Here is a 16,399-nt window from a genome sequence, read left to right as displayed (position 1 = left end):
TTCTCTTATGAACAATCAGGCAGACAGTCAGTATTGAGCTGTTGCTTTTCAGGTAGTGGAGTCATCATTGCTTGAACAAGCTTTTGTTTCAATTCAGCAGACATCTCTGGATTTGCAAGAACGCGTCGACGAGTTAATTCTAATAAACTGGGCAAAGGCACGAGTCCTTTACTGTTGAAAAAAAGATGGGTGACTTCGAAAATCATTTGCTCTGTGACCGCTTTTTCGTGGTGAAGTTGGAGGTTTTTCTGATTGAGCGTATTAGTGAAAACCAAAATCAGAGTGAGGGTTAGTAGGGTTAATAGTGCTCGAATAGGGTGTCGTTGACTTGCTCTTAATATTACGCGAGAGAACGTGCGTTGCTCGAAGCTTGTTGGGTGCTTGGTTGCTAACGCTTGTATATCCTCAGATAAGGCTTGAACTGTGGCGTACCGTTCATTTAGTGATACTTGAGTCGCTTTAGTTATGATCTTCTTGAGATAGGTTGATGCCTTTTCACCGTTCATTAGCCACTCGAGCAGTTTTCCGAGAGAATAAATGTCACTGTGATTGGTCAAGAACTCCCCGGAGAGTTGTTCAGGGCTAGCAAACTCTCGACTGAAAGCGCGTATGCTTTTTTGCTCGCTAAAAGCAGCGGTGCCGTTAAAGTCCAATAACTTGGGCTGATTCTCAGCCTGGACCATGATATTTTCAGGCTTAATATCACCGTGTAAAACTTGGGACTGGTGTGCGTGCTGTACTGCTTGGCATATTTTGCGGAATAAAGTTAGCTTTGCATTGAAATCTAAATGCTGCTGACAGTATGTGCTTAACGGTTCACCGTTCACTTTTTCCATCACAATATATGAAAAGTCATTGTGGCGACCGCCATCGTACACTTTAGCGATGTATGGGTGATTTAATCGAGCAAGAATTTGAGCTTCTTGATAAATAAAATCATCGCCAAGTAACGATTGTAATTTTGGTTGGGTAACTTTTATCGCCAAGGTCTGATCAAACGTCTGATCTTGCCTAGTGGCTTCATATACCACGCCAAAGCCGCCGCTACCAATTAGATGGCTAAGCTCATACTTTCCAAGCTTTTGCCCTGATAGATCGGTTAGCGTGTCTTGATGCTGAACGACTTGTGTTACGTGTTGTGAAAGCAACTCGGTTAAGGCTGAGGCATCATCATCTTTTAGCGTTAAGAATGGCAATATTTGTTGTGCTAGCTCGGGGCTCGTTCTCGTTAGATGCTCCAAGAAAGTGTTTTTCTGATGTTCAGGTAAATCAAAATAGTGGTAGATGAGTTCGGTTCGATTATGAGCAAGCATGGCAGTGATGGATGGTTTTTGTTAATAATATCAGTAAAGTGAATGCTTGCTATAGTAGATAGGTAGGTAAATGCGAACTAGATAGTGAATTATTATATTCCGACGTAGGATTCGCAGGTAACTTCATGAATAAGCCCAGCAAACTTCTGGGTTTAGGGTAAGTAGACGTGATCGCTTACATCAAATAATTCGTTTCGATATTCGGCCATTAGCTTTTAAGCTCTGATGGCCTTGTCGCAATTTCAGCCTGTATTGAAGTGTGCCCTATGCTAAAACTATCAAAAAACTCATTCTACACTGGTAAAATCTGCGAGCTATTTACTGCTAAACAAGCTCTGCAAGCGCGTGAATTTCATCGTCAAATTGAAGGCTATCAGCCAACGCCTTTGGTTTCGTTACCTAGCTTAGCGAAACAGTTGGGTGTAAAAGCTATTTTGGTAAAAGACGAGTCAAAGCGCTTTGGCCTCAATGCGTTTAAAGTACTCGGTGGTTCATATGCTCTTGGCTGTCAATTGGCTAAGCATCTAAGCATTGATATTTCGGAAATAAATCTGAAAACCGTAGCCTCTAAACTTGATAAGCCATTGGTATTTACCACTGCAACCGCCGGGAACCACGGCACCGGTGTGGCTTGGGCCGCAAGAGAGATGGGCCAAAAGGCTGTTGTGTACATGCCAAAGGGGTCCGCTCAAGCGAGCGTTAAACGAATTCAAGGGTTAGGCGCTGAGTGCATCGTTACTGACGTAAATTATGATGACACTGTGCGTATGGCGAATCAGACAGCGCAAGACAATGGCTGGATGCTAGTACAAGATACGGCGTGGGATGGCTATGAAGAAATTCCAACCTGGATTTCTCAAGGTTACATGACCATGGCTGACGAAGCCGTCGAGCAAACCGCGCAGTTTGAATTTGGATCGCCAACGCATGTGTTTCTGCAAGCGGGTGTCGGGGCAATGGCGGGCGGCATTTTAGGTTACTTAGCGGATAAGCTTGGAGCGGATAGTTTCGAAACGATTATCGCAGAACCTTCTGCTGCTGATTGTATCTTCCGTTCAGGTTCAAAAGGCGAAATCGTTAACGTATCCGGTGAGCTGAACTCAATTATGGCAGGTCTTGCTTGTGGTGAACCTAACCCGATTACTTGGCCTGTTCTAAAAGATTGCAGTAATCACTTTGCTGCTGTGGACGATAGTGTATCCGCTACGGGTATGCGAGTGTTGGGTAATCCGCTTGCCGGCGACAGTCAAATCATCAGTGGTGAGTCTGGTGCTATCACGTTAGGGTTGCTGTACAAGTTATGTCGAGAAGGGGCAGATCAAGCCACTCGTGATGAGCTTGGTTTAAATCAAGACGCGGTTGTTATGCTGTTTAGTACAGAAGGTGATACTAACGCCGAGCGTTATCGTGACATCGTTTGGAGCGGTGCCCATAGTTAACATGCGAAGTTACTGATACAAAAAAGCCATGGGTGGATAGTCCATGGCTTTTTTATTGTCATTCAAAATCAAAGGGGTATCTTTATAACTCCTTGAATTTTAAGTGATTATCTCATGGTAACAAATTCCTCAGAACCTGTTGGGTGAATGGCTACGACTGAATCGAAGTCTGCTTTAGTGGCGCCCATTTTCATTGCAACACCGAAGCCTTGCAGCATTTCATCAACAGTAAAACCAATACCATGGATGCCGACAACGGTTTCTTCTTCACCCGCACACACGAGTTTCATTTTACAAGGTTGGCGATTAGTCGTAACGGCGGTGTACATCGCTGTGAAGCCAGATGTGTACACTTTTACGTTATCTTTACCAAACTTGTCGTCTGCTTCTTGTTCTGTAAGGCCAATCGTACCAATTGGTGGGTGGCAGAATACAACCGTAGGTACCAATTCATAGTCCATTTTGGCTTCAGGCTTGTTGTTGAATAAACGCTCAGACAATTGACGACCAGCCTTAACAGCAACTGGCGTCAGCTCAATGCCGCCTTCCATAATATCGCCAACACAGTAAATGCCATCGACATTAGTCTGTTGGTATTCGTCTACCTTGATGTAACCCGCATCGTTAGTTGCAACGCCAGTATTAGATAGGTTGATTGCATCAGTTGCTGGGTGGCGACCAATCGCCCAAATTAGCGTATCAACGTTTTGAGTGTTGCCATTTTCTAAGTGAAGAGTCAGGCTACCGTCTGCTTCTTTGACCACTTCTTTAGGCACTGACTGCGTATGAAGTGTTGGGCCTTCGGTGTTCATCACTTCAACTAAGGTATCGATGATCATCGGGTCAAAGCTACGCAGTGGTGATTCTTTACGGCAGAACAAATGTGTTTCTGTGCCAAGCGCATGCAGTACGCCTGCAATTTCAACCGCAATGTAACCTGCGCCGATAACCGCAACACGCTTCGGTTGTTCGTTTAGCTCGAAGAAGCCATTTGAATCAATACCGTGCTCGGCGCCTGGGATGTTTGGAATCGTTGGGCGGCCGCCTACAGCAATCAGAATATGATCGGCTGTGTATTGCTCGCCGTTTACCTCAACGGTTTTTTCGTCAATAAACGTAGCGAAGCCTTTAATCACATTGATTTTGTTGTTGCCTAATACTCGATCGTAAGAAGCATGGATTCGGCTGATGTAAGCTTGACGGTTTTCAACCAGTTTGCTCCAGTCGAAGCCTTTGACGTCCACATCAAAGCCATAATCTTTTGCGTAAAGGTGCATAGCTTCAGCGATTTGAGCACCATGCCACATCACTTTTTTAGGCACACAGCCAACGTTAACACAAGTACCGCCAAGGTCTTGAGCTTCAATCAGCGCCACTTTAGCGCCGTACATTGCTGCACGGTTAGCCGATGCGATACCACCGCTACCACCGCCAATACAGATATAGTCAAAATGTGTTGTCATTGTTTCTTTCTCCGATTTGTTTTAATTTTTTTAAGTTTTCTAATCAGGACGAAGGGTGTTGAGCTGTTCCTTATCCTTGAAATTACTCTGGTACAATCCATTCTACTTTATGATGACCGGTCGCAGGGGCAATTGCTTGCTGCAAGAACGGTAAAATTTGCTTCATTTGGCTTTCTAGTTTCCAAGGCGGGTTTATCACGATCATGCCTGATGCCGTCATACCACGTTCATTGGTGTCTGGAGAAACGCCAAGTTCTATTTGTAATATCTTTCTAATACCCAGCTTTTCAAGTCCTTTAATCATGTCATCAATGTCGTAACGGTTCACAACCGGGTACCAAATCGCATAAATGCCCGTTGCCCAGCGCTTGTGGCTTTGGCCGATTGCTTTTACGACATCACGGTATTCATTGGCTAGCTCATAAGGTGGATCAATCAAAACTAAACCACGGCGCTCTTTTGGCGGTAAACTGCCTTTCAAGCGTTGAAAACCATCTTCTTTGTAAATTTTCACTTGGCGATCACGGTGGAACTCTTGCTCCAAAAGAGGGTGATCACTTGGATGCAGTTCGGTTAATACCATGCGATCTTGAGGGCGCAAATGTGCACGAGCCACGCGAGGTGAGCCCGGGTAGTAACGCAATTCATCACCTTGATTAAGATCTGTAATGGCACTTAAGTAGGTTTTAATGTCTGCTGGGATGTCGGTTTGCTGCCAAACGCGAGAGATACCTTGTTTGTATTCGCCGGTTTTTTCTGACCATTCGTGAGTCAGGTCGTAGCGACCAACACCAGAGTGCGTATCGTGGTAAACATAGGGTGTTTCTTTTTGAGCCAAAGCATCCAATATTAATGATTGGACGATATGCTTAACCACATCGGCGTGGTTGCCTGCGTGAAAACTGTGACGATAACTTAACAAAATGGTTTCTCGCTTTATGAAATGAGCTGTGAAGGCTTGGTTCACGATACTTTAATAAACTAATGTGAATGATTATACGCCACTATTGAAATTTCTATAAGATGCCTACATTTATTAGACGTAGAAATAATAAAAAAGACGAATTTTAAAAGGAACTCAGGATGTCCAACCCACTATTGAGCTTTACCGATCTTCCGCTATTTTCTCAAATTAAACCAGAACACGTTAAGCCCGCTGTAGAGCAAGCCATTGCAGAGTGCCGCGCAAAAGTAGAACAAGTTCTTGAAGCAAATGACACGCCGAGTCACAAAACGATTTGTATGCCCTTGGCAGAAGTGGATGACCGTTTAAGCCGCATTTGGTCTCCTGTGAGCCACATGAACTCGGTACTAAATAGTAACGAATTACGTGAAGCCTATGAAAGCTGTCTGCCTATTTTGTCAGAATATGGCACTTGGGTTGGTCAACATAAAGGCTTATACGATGCGTATAAGAGTATTAAAAATTCAGAGGAATTTACCGGCCTAGCGCAAGCGCAAAAGAAATCGATCACTGATGCACTGCGTGACTTCGAACTTTCTGGTATTGGTTTGCCAGCGGATGAGCAGCATCGTTATGGCGAGATTAGCAAGCGTATGTCTGAGCTTGGTTCTCAGTTCTCGAATAACGTATTAGACGCAACGATGGGTTGGACGAAGCAAATTACCGATGAAACGGAATTAGCGGGTATGCCAGACTCAGCAATCGCGGCGGCAAAAGCGGCAGCACAAGCCAAGGAATTGGATGGATGGTTAATTACCTTGGAAATGCCATCTTACATTCCCGTCATGACTTACTGTGACAATCAAGAGCTACGTAAAGAGCTGTATGAAGCTTACGTAACTCGCGCTTCTGACCGTGGGCCTAATGCTAACAAATGGGATAACTCGGAGTTAATCGCAGAGCAATTAAAGCTGCGTCACGAAATTGCTCGTTTGCTCGGTTTTGCTACCTATAGTGAAAAGTCGCTATCAACTAAGATGGCGGAAAACCCACAACAAGTTCTTGGTTTCTTAAACGACTTAGCAGTAAAAGCCAAGCCACAAGGTGAACGCGAAGTAGAAGAATTGCGCCAGTTTGTTGAGAAAGAATGTGGTGTCACTGAGTTAAATCCGTGGGATATCGGCTATTACAGTGAAAAACAAAAACAGAACTTGTTCCAAATCTCCGATGAAGAGTTGCGTCCTTACTTTCCTGAATCGAAAGTCATCGCGGGCTTATTTGAAGTACTGAACCGTGTGTTTGGCATGCGAGTGCAAGAGCGTGAGGGGGTTGATGTATGGCACGATTCGGTGCGTTTCTTCGATATCTTTGATAGCAAAGACGAGCTGCGTGGTAGCTTCTACCTAGACTTGTATGCGCGTGAACACAAGCGTGGCGGTGCATGGATGGATGAGTGCCGCGTGCGTCGTGTTACCGAAACCGGTGAACTGCAATCGCCAGTCGCGTACCTCACGTGTAACTTCAATAAGCCGGTTGGCGACAAGCCAGCTTTGTTTACTCATGATGAAGTCGTGACGCTATTCCACGAAACGGGTCATGGTATTCATCACATGCTAACGCAGATCGAAGAGTCAGCGGTTTCTGGTATCAATGGTGTGCCATGGGATGCGGTTGAGCTACCAAGTCAGTTCCTAGAAAATTGGTGTTGGGAAGAGCAAGCGTTAAGCTTTATTTCAGGTCATTATGAAACAGGTGAAGCACTGCCAAAAGCAATGCTAGACAAAATGCTCGCAGCCAAGAACTTCCAATCTGCGATGTTTATTTTGCGCCAGCTTGAACTTGGCTTGTTCGACTTCACCCTTCACACCGAGTTTGATCCAGAAATTGGTGCTCGTGTACTAGAAACGTTAACCGAAGTAAAAAGCAAAGTCGCCGTATTACCAAGCCTTGAGTGGAACCGATTCTCTCATAGCTTTGGCCATATCTTTGCTGGTGGTTACAGTGCCGGTTACTACAGCTACTTATGGGCTGAAGTGTTATCAGCCGATGCCTTTTCTCGTTTTGAGGAAGAGGGCATCTTTAATGCTGAAACAGGACAAAGCTTCTTAAACAACATCCTAGAAATGGGCGGCAGCGAAGAACCAATGGAGCTATTCAAACGCTTCCGAGGCCGCGAGCCACAAATTGATGCCATGCTAAGACATGCGGGTATTAGTGCTTAGGGCTAGAAGTACTAAAAGCTAGGTGCGAAAAGCTAAGTGCTAGGTGTGAGGCGATCTCCACTTAGCCTTTAGAGTTTAGTACTTCGCACTTCCTGCCTAAGGATTCACATTCCGATTGATCGGGTTTTGCAGTGAGATCAGCGTTTCTGTTGATTGCACTTCATCAATGGCCTGCAGTTTGTCGATCAGGACAAACTGCAGTTCTTCTATCGATTTACACATTAGCTTCACGAAGATGTTATAAGCACCTGTGGTGTAATAAGCTTCTACCACTTCATCCAGTGCATTCAGCTTGGCAATCGCAGAGTGGTAATCTCTCGCGGCATTTAAGTTAATACCAATAAAGCAACACACGTCATACCCTAGCTTCTTGGTGTTGACTATCACCTCCGTTCCTTCAATGATATCAGCGGCTTTCATTTTTTCTATTCGCACATGAATGGTGGCTGGGCTAACATTAAATTGCTTGGCCATTTCTGCATACGGAGTTCTTGCGTCGCTCATTAACGCTTTTAAAATGGCACGATCTAAATCATCAAGACGTGTCTGGTTGGTATGCATGTTACGTTCCTTGTTTCGGGGGATCGGAGGTTTCAGTCTGGAGTAGGATGCTTTGGACATAGTAGGCATATCCGACAAATTTGACGAGAAGATATTTTGATACGTACTTGGATAATGACAGTAACATTACTGCTAAGCACTGCTTTATATACCGCAGGAGTGTCTGGTGGTAACGAAAATGTATTGGTCGTGCATTCGTACCATCAAGGTTTTTTTTGGACAGACAATCTCCAAAAGGGTCTTTCTGAGCAACTAGACTCCGAAAATATATCCAATCGTGTGTTTTATCTTGATACGAAACGTTTGCAAACTCCTCAGTACTTTGAACAATTGGAATCTTTGTTTAGAACCAAATTCGAGCAAGAAAAATTCAAGGCCATTATTGTCAGTGATAATAACGCATTAGCACTGATGCAAAGTTTGTCCAAAGAAATTGGTGACACTCCCGTTATCTTTGGTGGTATCAACAATTACTCTCCCACTCTTCATTCCAAAATTCGAGCTACGGGCATCCCAGAACACTCTGAGGTGGCGGGGAATATCCGACTGATTAAAAGCTTTCAGCCTGATATAGAAAAAATTGTGGTCATCATTGATCACTCCCAAACGGGTAACGCCGCTCGTAAGGTCATTGAGCAATATTTAACAAAGAACCCTGCAGATAGGGCACTTATTAAAGTAATTGCCCCCAGTAGTAACCAGACTTTGCACCAAATAACAGAAAAGATGACACGACAATCGGCCTTGCTGTTTTGGATATACTTCCGAGATGAGAATGGCGAGATGCTGGGCATTGAAGATTGGGCGTGGCTGAAACAACATTCCAAAGCCCCCATCTATATGCTGCATAATGCTGGTTTTGGTCATGGTAGCGTTGGTGGAATTATCAATGATGGCTACCTGCATGGGGTGGCTGTAGGGGCAAAAGCGCTAGATGTGCTGCATAACCCCGAGGCGCCATTGCCGGACATTTCTTTAAGTAACCCGCAGCTAAAGTTAGATTATCAGGCACTTAAACATTGGGATCTCGATAGTAGCGGAGTATTATCGGGCTCCTTATATAATAAGCCGATTCCATTTTGGTTATCTTATCTACAAGAGTTTAAAGTGTATTTGATGTTCATTGTGATAATGATTCTGACCATCGTCAGTTTGCTTTATTACACCAAAAGACTAAATAGCAGTAAGCGGCAACTGCGGAAAAACCAAGTGTTGTTGGAAACGGTATTTGATCAAAGTAATCTTTATTTGGGTATTTTTGACCAACATGGCCGCTTGATTTCAAGTAATAGCCGTATGCAGGAGTTGCTGTTCAGTCACGATTTCAATATTGAACGCCCGCTGTGGCAGTTTTCCAGTTGGCACACTGACTCAGCCAATAAAATCTATCAGTACTTTAGCCTTGAGCGTATTTCCTCTGGGATACGGTTTGAAGGTGAGGTGCTGCACCACACTCTTGGCTCCAGAATACTAGACATTTCTCTAAAAGCGTTACCAGTGGTTGAGCAATCACACCAAGAATTCTTGGTGGAAGCGCAAGATATTACCTCTCGCAAAGAAACCGAAGAAAAGCTGTTTGAAAGTGAGGCGAGCTTTCGTCATTACTATGAAAAACAGCCGGTCATGATGCTGACCTTGGACGAAAACAATCGAATTCAGGCCGTAAACCGCTTCGCCCAAGAACTGTTGGGTTATCAATCTATGGACTTGCTTGGCCACCGGCTAAAAGACTTCTACGTGGATGATCATGCATTAACTGCGAGGCAGTTGTTATTGCAGCCTAAGCCGTCAGAGTTGTCGGTATGGCGACGGGAAGTGCAATACAAAACACTGGATGGCCAATCTATCTGGATCCGAGAAAACATTCGCCCACTAACGGAAACGCAGCAATTATTGATCGTGGGGGAAGACATCAGTGAAACACGAGATTTGGCCGATCAACTTGCTTACCAAGCCCAGCATGATGTGCTCACTAAAGCGTTTAACCGAAATTATTTCGAACAGCAATTATTGAAAGCAATGCAAGAAATTGAGGGACACTATCGAACTCATGCCATGCTGTTTATCGATCTCGATCAATTGAAGGTAATTAATGATACTGTCGGTCACGAAGCTGGCGATGAAGCCATAGTGTATTGTGCCCAGCTCATTCAAGACGTGCTGCCATTTAATGGTGTGCTTTCGCGAATGGGGGGGGATGAGTTTGGCGTGTTGCTAAGAGATTGTACTGAAGTGGCTGCGATAAAAGTGTCGCAGACCATAATAGATACCCTCAACGATAATCCATTTGTGTTAGATAAAATGCGCCTGAATGTGAGCTGTAGTATTGGTATCCGTTTGATTGATCATACGGCCATTTCCCCGCAAATGGTGCACGCGCAGGCGGACACTGCGTGCTATGCAGCAAAAGAAGAAGGACGCAACCGTTATCAGCTCTACCGGGTGGATGATGCCGAATTAAATTACCGTCAGCAGCAGATGGAAAGCGTTAACTTAGTGCATGAGGCGTTGTCAGAGCAACGAATGGAATTATTTGCACAGCGAATTTTAGGGCTTGATGAGGGCAATGCTCACCGAATTCACGTAGAGATTTTGGTCAGAATCAAAAAGCGAGATGGCGAGTACTTATCTCCTGGTGTCTTTATGCCTGCATCAGAGCGCTACAACATCGCCCATTTGGTTGATAGACATGTCATTACGAAAACCATGCAGTGGCTTGATAATCACCCTGAAAAATCCGCTTTGATTGATATGTGCTCGATTAATATTTCGGGTCAGTCATTGGGCAACATTGAGTTCATCAACACATTGACTACAACCATTGCAGAGGCCGATTTCCCGAGCAGTAAAATCTGTTTAGAAATAACAGAAACCGCTGCCATTCAAAATGTCGAGCAAGCAAAACAGGCGTTCACTCATCTTAAATCTTTAGGTTGTTTGATTGCCCTTGATGATTTTGGGTCGGGCTTATCTTCATTTGGGTACCTCAAATCTTTGCCTGTAGACATTGTCAAAATTGATGGCCTGTTTGTGCGTGATATCGATGAAAATGAAATGGACTTGATCATGGTTCGTTCGATAAACGATTTGGCTCAGCAAATGGGTAAAATTACCGTCGCGGAATTTGTGGAAAGCCCGGCGATCATTGAATGTTTGTGTGAGCTTGGCGTCGATTACGGACAAGGGTATGAAATAGGTATGCCGAAACCACTGGCTGAACTCATTGATGAGATGATTGAACAACAACAGTCTCGCCATTCATTAAATTAGGTTACACTTGCGACCCCATAAAAAAGAGATTCGGAGCCTAGCGTGCAATTACAATTGATTTGTGACAACCCAAGCCAACAAGCCCGTATGGACGAGCTGGCAGCGCGTTGGAACTTAACCCATGACGAACAAAGTATATTTGCTTTGGTACTTACGTCTGAGCAATTGGAATTACGCAAACTCGACGAACCCAAGTTAGGGGCAATTTCTGTCGACCTTATCGGTGGTGCGGTAGGCCATAGGCGTAAGTTTGGTGGCGGAAAAGGACAGTCTATTGCAAAAGCCGCTGGGCTGAATAAGGGTGCAACGCCGAGTGTATTAGACGGTACGGCTGGTTTAGGCCGAGACGCGTTTGTTTTGGCGTCGTTGGGTTGTAAAGTGCAAATGATTGAGCGTAACCCTGTGGTTGCTGCATTGTTGGATGACGGGCTAGAGCGTGCGAAAGCCGATGCGGAAATTGGCGGGTGGGTGAGTGAGCGAATGTCACTATTGCATGCCTCCAGTCTCGATGCATTAGACAAGCTTTATACTCAAGAAGGATTTGAGCATCCTGATGTCGTGTACCTAGACCCGATGTACCCGCACCCTGAGAACAAGAAGAAATCCGCGTTGGTGAAAAAAGAAATGCGAGTTTTTCAATCGCTAGTGGGTGCCGATACTGATGCAGATGGCTTATTAGTGCCTGCGATGGCGCTAGCAACCAAGCGTGTTGTGGTAAAAAGACCAGACTATGCCAATTGGTTAGATGAGCAAAAACCGACCATGGCGATTGAAACGAAAAAGAATCGTTTTGATGTGTATGTAAAGGCATCAATGACATAGCAGTTGCTACAAATTTAGTGCTTGCGTTAAACATCAAATCACGCTATATCTAAACACGAATTGTTATCATTATTCTGTTTGGAGTGAGCATGACTCGACGTCTTTGCAAACTGAATCGACATGATATCGCGAGTAACCTTGGCGATATCCATGCCTTAATTGCTTCGCCTAAGTACATGTGCCGCTCATGCAGCCGTGCCGCGTCTGATAAAAACCATTTGTGTAAACCGGCAGCGATTCCGCCTAAATCTTGCTTGGATAAACCAAGAGAAGAACAATGTGGTTTAGTGCTTGAATCTCTCCCTCTAAGGGAAGTAGCAGAAGTTACGATTCTGAATCCAGAGATTAGTGCATCACTAAAAGCCGAATCTATGGATAGCAAGAAAGCGCTAAAACAGCAGAAAAAGAGAAACAAAAAATTAGCGAAAGCGCTTAAAAAACAGCAAAAGCTGATGAAAAAACTGCGTAAAGCCGAAGTCAACTATCAGCAACTCATGACGAGAAGCGACTTACTGCATACCGTTGAAGAACATAGTTCGCGAGACTCCGCCGTACACTAATTCAGCGGCCCACTCACTAATAAAGCTCAGTGCTGATGACCAATATAAAAAAAGCGACGTTATAACCACGTCGCTTTTTTGCCATCTGTTTATCGTGTTACGAGTTTACTTACACTCGAAGCGCTCCATCTTGAGCTACTTTTCGCTTTACCCAAGTTTCATTGACCCAAAGTGAAAGTAAAATAATGCTCGCGCCAGCGGCAAGCCGAGGTAAGTCTACGTCTCGGTTCCAAATCAGAATGTTGACCACTAGACCTGCTGGTACTAAGGCGTTGTTCATCACCGCTAGAGCTCCAGCATTTACAAAGCACGCCCCTTTATTCCAAAGGAAGTAACCAGCACCGGATGCAACAAGTCCTAAGTAAACCAAAATGCCCCATTGGGTTTGGGTGGTAGGCAGTTTATCTGGGTTGCCAAGCAGGGCAAATGCGACGAGCGCGACACACAAGGCGCCAAGGTAGAAGTAGCCAAACACCGAATGCTGGGGTAGCTCTATCGGTTGCTTCTCCATTAACACTTTGTAGCTAACTTGGCCGATAGCAAAGCACAGGTTAGCCCCTTGTACGACTAAGAAGCCCGTTAAGAAGTTTGGGTTGATACCTGCGAACTTAATCACGGCGGCACCTGTAACAGCAATCGCTGCAGTAACTAGATACCACGGAGAGAAATGCCCTTTATATAAGTCATAGATTAAGGTGACGTAAATTGGGGTAAAGACCGTAAATAGCAGAACTTCGGGTACGCTCAGTAGCAAAAAAGATTGATAGTAGAAGCAATACATTAAGCCAAGTTGAATGCCACCAATAGCCATTAACTTAGCAATGAGTGATTTAGGTACTTGGCGTATTTTCAGGAAAGGCAAAAACACGAGGCTCGCTAAGGCGACTCGTGTTAACACGGAAAACCAAGCATCGACCTGCCCGGCGAGGTAAACCCCGATCAGACTAAAAGAAAAGGCCCAAAGTAGGGTAACTGCGGATAAATATCTCATTGTCCATAATGTTAGTTGAGAATGATTCTCACAGTCTACCCAGATTGCCTATTCTTGGCTATCGTTGAGTGGTACAACAAGTAAATCCACCGGAGAGTTATTGATTAACTGCCGTGTGCAAGAAAGCAACTTACTCCAAAAATCTTGATGGTGGCCACAAACCAGCATATCAACGGATAATTCACCAATTGCTTCTCTTAATTCGTCAGTTAAATCACCACTTCCGACTAAAGTATGCTTGATCGGAAAATCGGCATGTTTGGCAAAATCTTGTAACTGTTGCTGTGAGGCTTCCATATTATTATGCTGAGTTTCAGCAAGGTTAATATCAATCAATCCCGTATAGAGTTCGGCATAATTGACATCGATATGAATGAAGGAAACTTCAGCTTCCAGTTTTTTTGCCAAAGAAACCGCTTTGTCTATCAATATCTTACTATCTTCAGAAAGATCGACCGCGACCAATATATGTTGATAACTCATGTTATGCACTCCAGTTTCAATACCTTATAAATAGGTTAGCACTAGATGCCAGATTTTTTTGTAGATGTGATCCCAATACTTGAGGCTAGACAGCGCGTCATTAAGTTAATAAGGTGTTATAGTTATTCAAATTTTCGATGTTTTATAGGAACAGTGCATGTTATCTCAGACTATGGTCGACCAGTTAAATGAGCAAATTAATCTGGAATTTTTCTCATCCAACCTATACTTACAAATGAGTGCTTGGTGTGAAGATAAAGGTTTTGAGGGGGCAGCCGAGTTTTTGCGAGCTCATGCCACCGAAGAAATGGAGCATATGCAGCGTCTTTTTACTTATGTGAGTGAAACTGGCGCTATGCCAATCTTAGGGGCAATTGACTCTCCTCAACACGAGTTCAATAGCTTAGGCGATGTATTCCGTGAAACGTACAAACATGAGCAAATGATTACAGACAGAATCAATAAGCTGGCTCACGCTGCGTTTACTAATCAAGATTACTCAACCTTTAACTTCCTTCAGTGGTACGTCGCTGAACAGCACGAAGAAGAGAAATTATTTAAAGGGATCTTAGACAAGCTAGAGTTGGTTGGTGAAGACGGCAAAGCGCTGTTTTTCATTGATAAAGACCTAGCTACCATGGCAAAAGAAGGTTCATCTTCTATCATGGATACCCCAGCTGCTTAACCAAGCAGTTCGAAAAGCCTCCTAATATAGGTCGTCTTTTCCTTTCGGTATCCTAGGGGATGTAGGGAGGAAAAGATGATCAGTGTAGATACCATTCTGTTTACCTTGATGCTTGTTAGTGGCATCAACATGATGAGATATTTGACCGCATTACGCTCATTGATATACATCATGAGAGAAGCCCATCCATTGTTGTACCAGCAAGTCGATGGTCGTGGTTTTTTCACCACTCATGGCAATATGGCTAAGCAAGTCCGTTTATTTCATTATTTGAAGAGCCGTGAATACCTACATCATCATGATCCTGTTTTTACTCATAAATGCGTTAAAGTTCGAGAGTTGTTTTTGCTCACCTTTTCGTTACTCGGGCTGACTTTGTTGATGGCTTTCGTGCTTTAGTAGCGTAAGCGGTAAATACTGGTTAAAATAGCGTCCAAATTGCAAGGATGCGCGAATTATCGCGCATCTTTTTTTTATTTTTAGGTAGTGGGTTATGAGCAATAAATACGATGTAGTGGTGATTGGTGCAGGTGCCGCCGGGCTAATGTGCGCAGCAGAAGCAGGCAAAAGAGGGCGTAATGTTCTCGTGCTTGATAACGCCAAAAAACCAGGTCGTAAAATTATCATTTCTGGTGGTGGTCGCTGTAATTTCACTAACTACGATGTGACGGCCAGTAACTTCCTTTGCCAAAACCCACATTTTGTTAAGTCAGCATTATCGCAATACACCAATTGGGATTTTATCTCGATGGTGTACAAGTACGGCATTGATGTTGACGAGCGCGATCACGGCCAATTGTTTTGCCAAGATAACGCTAAACAAATTGTCGATATGCTGCTAAAAGAGTGTGAGTTAGCGAATGTTAACTTGCGTTTTCGCACCGATATTGAATCGATTGAAAAATCAGGCACGGGTTTTACGCTAGTAACCAATACCGATGAAATCAAGTGTGAGTCACTGGTGGTTGCAACCGGTGGCTTGTCGATGCCTAAACTGGGTGCAACGCCTTACGGCTACCATATTGCCGAGCAGTTCGGCTTACCTGTTATCCCAACAACAGCAGGGTTAGTCCCGTTTACTTTGCATAAGCAAGATAAAGAAGACTTTGAAACGCTATCGGGCATCGCGATACCGACAGAAATCACGGCTGAAGACGGAACATTGTTTAAAGAAGCACTACTATTTACCCATCGTGGCTTGTCGGGCCCGTCGGTATTACAGATATCTTCATTCTGGAAACCCGGACAGCAAGTTAGCATTAATTTGGTGCCAGAAGCCGATGTCATGGAACTGCTGACAGAGTCTCGTGAAAAGCACCCAAATCAAAATTTAAAAAATACTTTATCAAAAGTGCTGCCTAAGCGATTTGTAGAAGTGTTGATTGACAGAAAAGAGCTAACCGATAAACCATTAAAGCAGTTTAATCCGAAAGAGATGCAAGCCATTCATGATCATCTTGAAAATTGGCCAGTATTGCCAAATGGCACAGAAGGTTATAGAACGGCAGAAGTGACATTAGGTGGTGTCGATACCGATCACTTGTCATCTAAAACCATGGAAGCGAAAAATGTATCGGGCTTGTACTTTGTTGGCGAAGTCATGGACGTAACAGGTTGGTTAGGCGGTTATAACTTCCAGTGGGCATGGTCGAGCGGCTATGTAGCTGGGCAGTACGCATAGTTACA

The 16,399-nt window shown here is 44.1% G+C and carries 14 protein-coding genes; 8 read left to right on the top strand and 6 right to left on the bottom strand.

Annotated features, from left to right (window positions below; genetic code table 11):
* Window positions 1–5 precede the first annotated feature (5 nt).
* Window positions 6–1,313 (bottom strand): serine/threonine-protein kinase, encoded by a 1,308-nt coding sequence (locus QWZ04_RS04575; RefSeq protein WP_290325404.1) that lies wholly within the window; start codon window positions 1,311–1,313, stop codon window positions 6–8.
* 266 nt (window positions 1,314–1,579) lie between these two features.
* On the opposite strand from QWZ04_RS04575, the gene dpaL reads away from it, so the two are divergent.
* Window positions 1,580–2,752: a diaminopropionate ammonia-lyase gene (gene dpaL / locus QWZ04_RS04570; RefSeq protein ID WP_290325402.1), complete on the top strand. Its 1,173-nt coding sequence runs from the start codon at window positions 1,580–1,582 to the stop codon at window positions 2,750–2,752.
* A gap of 107 nt (window positions 2,753–2,859) precedes the next feature.
* On the opposite strand, the gene gorA is transcribed toward dpaL, so the two are convergent.
* Together gorA and QWZ04_RS04560 are read right to left on the bottom strand one after the other, a co-directional pair.
* The gene (gorA, locus tag QWZ04_RS04565) at window positions 2,860–4,215 is read right to left on the bottom strand and encodes a glutathione-disulfide reductase (protein ID WP_290325400.1); all 1,356 of its coding nucleotides are present in this window, start codon (window positions 4,213–4,215) and stop codon (window positions 2,860–2,862) included.
* Window positions 4,216–4,297: 82 nt separating this feature from the next.
* A complete protein-coding gene (locus QWZ04_RS04560; RefSeq protein ID WP_290325399.1) occupies window positions 4,298–5,137 on the bottom strand; it encodes a 23S rRNA (adenine(2030)-N(6))-methyltransferase RlmJ in 840 nt (279 codons plus the stop codon).
* Window positions 5,138–5,298: 161 nt separating this feature from the next.
* On the opposite strand from QWZ04_RS04560, the gene prlC reads away from it, so the two are divergent.
* Window positions 5,299–7,341: an oligopeptidase A gene (gene prlC, locus QWZ04_RS04555; RefSeq protein WP_290325397.1), complete on the top strand. Its 2,043-nt coding sequence runs from the start codon at window positions 5,299–5,301 to the stop codon at window positions 7,339–7,341.
* A gap of 96 nt (window positions 7,342–7,437) precedes the next feature.
* On the opposite strand, the gene asnC is transcribed toward prlC, so the two are convergent.
* Window positions 7,438–7,902 carry a transcriptional regulator AsnC gene (gene asnC / locus QWZ04_RS04550; RefSeq protein ID WP_102523510.1) on the bottom strand — a complete coding sequence of 155 codons (465 nt, stop codon included), beginning with the start codon at window positions 7,900–7,902 and terminating at the stop codon, window positions 7,438–7,440.
* Between the two features lie 114 nt (window positions 7,903–8,016).
* Here asnC and QWZ04_RS04545 point away from each other — a divergent pair, with 114 nt between their 5' ends.
* The 3 genes from QWZ04_RS04545 to QWZ04_RS04535 all read left to right on the top strand — a co-directional run bounded on the left by QWZ04_RS04545 (window position 8,017) and on the right by QWZ04_RS04535 (window position 12,554).
* Window positions 8,017–11,172, top strand: coding sequence for an EAL domain-containing protein (locus QWZ04_RS04545; protein ID WP_290325394.1), 3,156 nt, complete (start codon window positions 8,017–8,019; stop codon window positions 11,170–11,172).
* A gap of 42 nt (window positions 11,173–11,214) precedes the next feature.
* The gene (locus tag QWZ04_RS04540; protein ID WP_290325392.1) at window positions 11,215–11,994 is read left to right on the top strand and encodes a class I SAM-dependent methyltransferase; all 780 of its coding nucleotides are present in this window, start codon (window positions 11,215–11,217) and stop codon (window positions 11,992–11,994) included.
* A gap of 89 nt (window positions 11,995–12,083) precedes the next feature.
* Complete coding sequence (locus QWZ04_RS04535) at window positions 12,084–12,554, top strand: hypothetical protein (RefSeq protein ID WP_290325390.1); 471 nt, start codon at window positions 12,084–12,086, stop codon at window positions 12,552–12,554.
* Between the two features lie 109 nt (window positions 12,555–12,663).
* Here the strand turns inward: QWZ04_RS04535 and QWZ04_RS04530 are convergent, their stop codons facing one another.
* The gene (locus QWZ04_RS04530) at window positions 12,664–13,545 is read right to left on the bottom strand and encodes a carboxylate/amino acid/amine transporter (protein WP_290325388.1); all 882 of its coding nucleotides are present in this window, start codon (window positions 13,543–13,545) and stop codon (window positions 12,664–12,666) included.
* Between the two features lie 48 nt (window positions 13,546–13,593).
* The gene (locus QWZ04_RS04525; RefSeq protein WP_290325386.1) at window positions 13,594–14,028 is read right to left on the bottom strand and encodes a universal stress protein; all 435 of its coding nucleotides are present in this window, start codon (window positions 14,026–14,028) and stop codon (window positions 13,594–13,596) included.
* A gap of 157 nt (window positions 14,029–14,185) precedes the next feature.
* On the opposite strand from QWZ04_RS04525, the gene ftnA reads away from it, so the two are divergent.
* The 3 genes from ftnA (at window position 14,186) to QWZ04_RS04510 (ending at window position 16,394) form a co-directional block, all read left to right on the top strand.
* Window positions 14,186–14,713 (top strand): non-heme ferritin, encoded by a 528-nt coding sequence (gene ftnA / locus QWZ04_RS04520; protein ID WP_290325384.1) that lies wholly within the window; start codon window positions 14,186–14,188, stop codon window positions 14,711–14,713.
* A gap of 75 nt (window positions 14,714–14,788) precedes the next feature.
* Window positions 14,789–15,112: a universal stress protein UspB gene (gene uspB, locus QWZ04_RS04515; RefSeq protein WP_290325381.1), complete on the top strand. Its 324-nt coding sequence runs from the start codon at window positions 14,789–14,791 to the stop codon at window positions 15,110–15,112.
* Between the two features lie 94 nt (window positions 15,113–15,206).
* Window positions 15,207–16,394, top strand: a complete 1,188-nt coding sequence (locus tag QWZ04_RS04510; protein WP_290325379.1) for a BaiN/RdsA family NAD(P)/FAD-dependent oxidoreductase — start codon at window positions 15,207–15,209, stop codon at window positions 16,392–16,394.
* Window positions 16,395–16,399 lie beyond the last annotated feature (5 nt).

Origin of the sequence: Vibrio tapetis subsp. quintayensis, assembly GCF_030409945.1 — a bacterium.
In the GTDB taxonomy this organism is placed as follows: domain Bacteria; phylum Pseudomonadota; class Gammaproteobacteria; order Enterobacterales; family Vibrionaceae; genus Vibrio; species Vibrio quintayensis.
Note: the sequence above shows the minus strand (reverse complement) of the source record. Positions and strands in the feature narration are given on the sequence as shown.